Source organism: Kitasatospora sp. NPDC057015 (genome assembly GCF_042673745.1).
In the GTDB taxonomy this organism is placed as follows: Bacteria; Actinomycetota; Actinomycetes; order Streptomycetales; family Streptomycetaceae; genus Kitasatospora.
The window spans coordinates 1-4,556 of sequence record NZ_JBHUSG010000007.1 but is presented as its reverse complement, the minus strand read 5'-3'; the positions used below and the strand labels follow the sequence as shown (position 1 = coordinate 4,556).

5 protein-coding genes and 2 tRNA genes are annotated in these 4,556 nt (G+C 72.8%); all 7 read right to left on the bottom strand.

Annotation, left to right across the window (positions count from 1 at the left end; all coding sequences use genetic code 11):
• Window positions 1-115 precede the first annotated feature (115 nt).
• Window positions 116-188, bottom strand: a tRNA-Ala gene (locus ACFTWP_RS08920).
• Window positions 189-351: 163 nt separating this feature from the next.
• Window positions 352-483, bottom strand: a complete 132-nt coding sequence (locus tag ACFTWP_RS08915) for a DLW-39 family protein (RefSeq protein ID WP_211785814.1) — start codon at window positions 481-483, stop codon at window positions 352-354.
• 287 nt (window positions 484-770) lie between these two features.
• Complete coding sequence (locus ACFTWP_RS08910) at window positions 771-1,067, bottom strand: DUF6191 domain-containing protein (RefSeq protein WP_380263881.1); 297 nt, start codon at window positions 1,065-1,067, stop codon at window positions 771-773.
• Window positions 1,068-1,232: 165 nt separating this feature from the next.
• Window positions 1,233-1,976: a hypothetical protein gene (locus ACFTWP_RS08905; RefSeq protein ID WP_380263570.1), complete on the bottom strand. Its 744-nt coding sequence runs from the start codon at window positions 1,974-1,976 to the stop codon at window positions 1,233-1,235.
• 365 nt (window positions 1,977-2,341) lie between these two features.
• Window positions 2,342-2,415 (bottom strand) — tRNA-Ile (locus tag ACFTWP_RS08900).
• 16 nt (window positions 2,416-2,431) lie between these two features.
• On the bottom strand, window positions 2,432-3,835 hold the full coding sequence (locus ACFTWP_RS08895; protein ID WP_380263569.1) for a class I SAM-dependent methyltransferase: 1,404 nt from the start codon (window positions 3,833-3,835) through the stop codon (window positions 2,432-2,434).
• 293 nt (window positions 3,836-4,128) lie between these two features.
• Window positions 4,129-4,556, bottom strand: a 428-nt coding sequence (locus tag ACFTWP_RS08890; protein WP_380263568.1) for a DUF3566 domain-containing protein, incomplete at its 5' end; no start/stop codon positions are given.

The following is a 4,556-nucleotide window of genomic DNA, read 5'->3' as shown; positions in this document are numbered from 1 at the left end:
CGCGGGCCCCGCCCCCACCCGCCGGCGCGGCCGCGGGCCCCCCCCCGGGGCCCCCCACCGACCAAGCGGCCGCTCACCTGTTAACCGGACCGCGCCCGATTCGCGTCGAACACCGTGGAGCTTAGGAGACTCGAACTCCTGACATCTGCCTTGCAAAGGCAGCGCTCTACCAACTGAGCTAAAGCCCCGGGACGGCGCTGTGCGCACCGTCAGGCACTAGCGTACCGGGTCCCGCGGGGAATCCCACGCGGGTATCCCCCGCCGCTGTGCACGGGCCCGGTCGCCCCCGGCTCAAGGCAGGGGCGACCGGCCCGGGGGAGCACCGGTGGCGCTCCCGGAGATCGTCGTGATTCAGCGCGCGCCGGCCGGCACCGGGTCGGTGGCCTCGGTCCACAGATCCTGCTCGGCACGGTCCGCCTGGACCTGACGGTAGACAAAGAAGCCGCCGAGGGCGACCAGGGCGACCAGGAGAAGCTTCTTCACCGCGGGACCTCGTCCTTCTTGCGTTGCGGACTCGGCGCCAGTGTGGCTCCGGCCGGATTGGCCGGACGGCGAGTCCGGGAGATTTCGAGCACGAACAGGCAGCCGGAGTGGCAGACCGCCTTGCGGCCGATGATACACACCGGTGTCCCAATCGTGACCAGCCGCCACCGGGCCAACCGGCCGGTCCGGCGGTGGGATTGACGCCGTGCCTCCTGTCGTACGGTCGGCCCGGGCGCACCCCGGCCCGCCCCGTCGCCGACGGCGCGGGGTCGGCTCGGAGCGGGGCGTCAGCCCGCCCGCGGCACCCGCACGACGGCCCGGCCGCCGGCCAGGTCGACCAGCGTCCGCGGCGGCGCGCCCTCGCCCTCCTCGTCGCGCAGCATCAGCGTCGTCCTGCGCTGCTCCAGCTCGTGCTCCTTGCCCGCCGCGAACTGCGCGTGCAACTGTTCGAACCCGGTGGCGGAGATCTGGCCCTCGCGGCCGGTGCCGCGCCACGGGATCCACCGCGAACGCTTCGCCCGCAGCGCCAGCTGGTCGACGAAGGCCAACAGCACCAGCGCGCAGACCAGCCCCGGAATGCTCATCGCCCAGAAGAGCGCCACCTCGACCACACCTCTCCAGCTGCCGACCACCGGCTCACCTCCAGTAGACCCGGCGGGGCCCGGCGCGTCCAGGGCCGGCCGGGTCCCCTTCCCGGCGGGCCCCGGCAGGGTGTGCGGGACGCCCGGCGCCCCGCACACCCCCGACGGTCAGCGCCGCCGGGCGCGCCTCAGCTCCGCGATGTCCCGCCGCATCGCCAGGACGTCACCGCGGACCGCCCGCAGGTCCTCGCCGTGCCGGTGCAGCCGGTCCCCCATCGCCATGATCACGGCGCCGTGCGCGTCGAGCCGGCTCTCGATCCCGGCCAACCGCTCCTCCGTCCCCTGCGAGGCGGGCACGGCCTCCAGGGGCGGCTCGAAGGGCTCCAGCCCGTCGATCCTCCGCTGCCAGGCCCGGCCGGCCGGATCGTCGCGCAGCGCCTCGTACTCGTCCCAGTGCAGATCCTGCCGCCGCCGGCGCGGCCGGGCCCGGAACACCTCCCGCTCCGCCGCCGGCTCGAAGCGCGTCCGCCCCTCGACGTCCAGCAGGTGGCTGCGCACCTGCCGGGCCACCGGACTGTCGCGCAGGAGCATCGCGACGTTGAGGACGGCCCGCCGCGGGAAGACCCCGAGCCACGGGGTGCGGGGGTCGATTTCACTCAGGTCTTTAAACTCCCTGAGTTCCTGACCAGCAAGAACGCGATAGCCGTTGCCCATGAGCTCGGCCCGGTGCTCCTTCACGTGAAACTTGACGGCTTCGAGCCCGACCTCGAAGTAGTCGGCCACCATCCGGGTGGTGGCGTGCACCCCGTCCGGGAGCAGGATGAGGATCTTGACCTTGTCGAGCGCGTCGACGCGCTCGCTCATGCCGTCGCGCAGCGTGCGCGACTCCAACAGGGCGGCTTCCATGGACATGGGGATGCCTCCATGGTCGAAGGTGACAGTGGACGGCCCGATCACCCAGGGCACGCGGGGCTGGAGCATCCGCCAGCAGGAGCAGAGGTCGCGCCACGTCCACAGATCCCATGACCGGGCCCGTGCCCGGCTATCCCCAGATTCACAACGGTTTCGAGTCGTCCCACCCAAGTTGCCTCTGCGCACCCGGCACAACGAGCGACGGCCGGCGAAGTCACGTGCGGCCCGGCGCGATCGCCCACGGGGGAACTCGGGGCCCTTCGACCGACCCGGGTCCTCGAAGGCCCCGAGTGGCGCTCCGGGGGTCGACACACCCCGGGAACGGCAGAAGGCCCGGAGTGAGAATCACTCCGGGCCTTCGTCGGTGGGCCTAACAGGACTTGAACCTGTGGCCTCTTCCTTATCAGGGAAGCGCTCTAACCGTCTGAGCTATAGGCCCTTGCCGCACTGAAAGATTAGCGGACCGACGGCCGATCTCCCAAATCCGTATCCCCGACCCCTCCGGACCCCGTCCCGGAGCGGTCGCCGGCGAGGTGCAGCTCAGGGCGCTGCGGGCGGGCGAGCCACTGCTCGCGGGTGGCCGGGAGGCCGCTGGAGCCGTCGACCGGGGTGCGGACCGCGAGCACCTGGTTGATGCCGATCCGGTTCTCCTCGAAGGCCAGCGCGGAGGCTGCCATGTACAGCCGCCAGACCCGCGCGCGGCCGCGGCCGACCCGGCGGACCGCCTGGCCCCAGTTGGCCTCCAGGTTGGCCACCCACTCGCGCAGCGTCAGCGCGTAGTGCTCGCGCAGCGACTCGACGTCCCGGACCTCGAAGCCGGCCTCCTCCAGCAGCGAGACGGTGGAGCCCACGGGCGCCAGCTCGCCGTCGGGGAAGACGTACTTCCGGATGAAGGGGCTCAGCTCGTAGTGCTCGCCGGCGGGCAGCGGCCGGCGGGAGATCTGGTGGTTGAGCAGGCGGCCGCCGGGGGCCAGCAGGCGGTACAGCACGCCGGCGTAGGTCAGGTACTGGACCGATCCGACGTGCTCGGCCATGCCGACGCTGGAGATGGCGTCGAACGGGCCGTCCGGGATCTCGCGGTAGTCCTGCAGGCGGACCTCCACCCGGTCACCGAGGCCGGCGTCCGCGACCCGGCTGCGGGCCAGCGCGACCTGCTCCGCCGAGATGGAGACCCCGACCGCCTCCACCCCGTAGTGCGTGGCGGCGTGGATCAGCAGCGAACCCCAGCCGCAGCCGACGTCCAGCAGGCGCATCCCCGGACGCAGGCCCAGCTTGCGGCAGATCAGGTCGAGCTTGGCCTCCTGGGCGGCCTCCAGGCTCTTCGCCTCGGGCGTCCAGTAGGCGCAGGAGTACACCATCGAGGGGCCCAGCACGAGGCCGTAGAAGTCGTTGCCGACGTCGTAGTGGTGGCTGATCGCCGCGCGGTCCCGGCGGCGGCTGTGCAGCCTGCCCCGGACCGTCCGGGCCTCCTCCGGCGGCGGGGTCGGCTGCAGGCCCAGGGCGCCGATCTGCAGGGCGGTGCGCAGCAGCTCCCGGCCCTTGGGGCCGACCGCGTCGCCGAGGCCGAGGTTCAGCCGCCGGATCTCGGGGTGCTCGGCGAACTGCGCGACGGCCGACAGCACCTCGTACAGGTCGGTGTCGGAGGCGATCTCGATGTCCCCGGCGACGTAGGCGCGGGCCAGGCCCAGCTCGCCCGGCTGCCAGACCAGCCGGCGCACGGCCCGGCGGCTGCGCAGGACCAGTGTCGGCGCCCCCGGCGGCCCGGCGATGCTGCCGTCCCAGGCCTGGATCCGTAGCGGGACGGGAACGCCCAGCACGGCCTCCAGCGAACCGACCATCTGCCCTGCGAGCTCAGCCATTGCGCGCCTCCGATCAGCCGTACGGCTGTCCTTGTCTGCGACCTGCCAGCGACCTGCGTGGAATCCGGACACCCGCCGCGGGTGCCCGCGTCCTCGCGAACCGCGCGTCCCAGCTAAGCCGACAGCGGCTGTCGCGGAACCCGGCGGCACGCCGGGGCCGGGCGCCCGTCACCCGAACGCCCGTAGGCCGGCGGGCCTGCGCCCCCCGAGCCCGGGGCCACCCGAACGCCGAAGGGCCCCGAAGGCTTCAACAGCCTTCGGGGCCCGCTCATTCCGCCCTATCTGATCGGGCGTCAGTCCTCTTCGGCGAGGGTCAGCTCGACACCGCCGGTGAAGCCGGCGGCGGTGTTGTAGATGAACGCCGACAGGGTGGCGAGGGCGGTCAGCAGCACCACGTCCACCACGGCGATCAGCACGGTGAAGCTCATCACCTTGCCGAAGCCCACGTAGTCCATCAGGTTGAGGCCGCCGGTGGTGTCCGAACCGGTGACGTCCTTGAGGGTCTTGGTCAGCGAGTCGAAGACGCCCAGCGAGTCCAGGGTCATCCACAGCACCGCGGCCGCGACGATCAGCACCACGCCGACCGCCAGCGACAGCAGGAAGCTGACCTTCATGACCGACCAGGGGTCGGCCTTGGTCACCCGCAGCCTGGCCTTGCGGGTCCGGCCGGTGGCCGCGGCCGCCGGGGCCGGGCGCCGCGCGGCGCCGCCCGCCGGGGCGG

Coding starts and splice junctions, on each gene's coding strand:
- ACFTWP_RS08910 (WP_380263881.1), bottom strand. CDS start 1,067: ATGAGCATTCCGGGGCTGGTCTGCGCGCTGGTGCTGTTGGCCTTCGTC.
- ACFTWP_RS08905 (WP_380263570.1), bottom strand. CDS start 1,976: ATGTCCATGGAAGCCGCCCTGTTGGAGTCGCGCACGCTGCGCGACGGC.
- ACFTWP_RS08895 (WP_380263569.1), bottom strand. CDS start 3,835: ATGGCTGAGCTCGCAGGGCAGATGGTCGGTTCGCTGGAGGCCGTGCTG.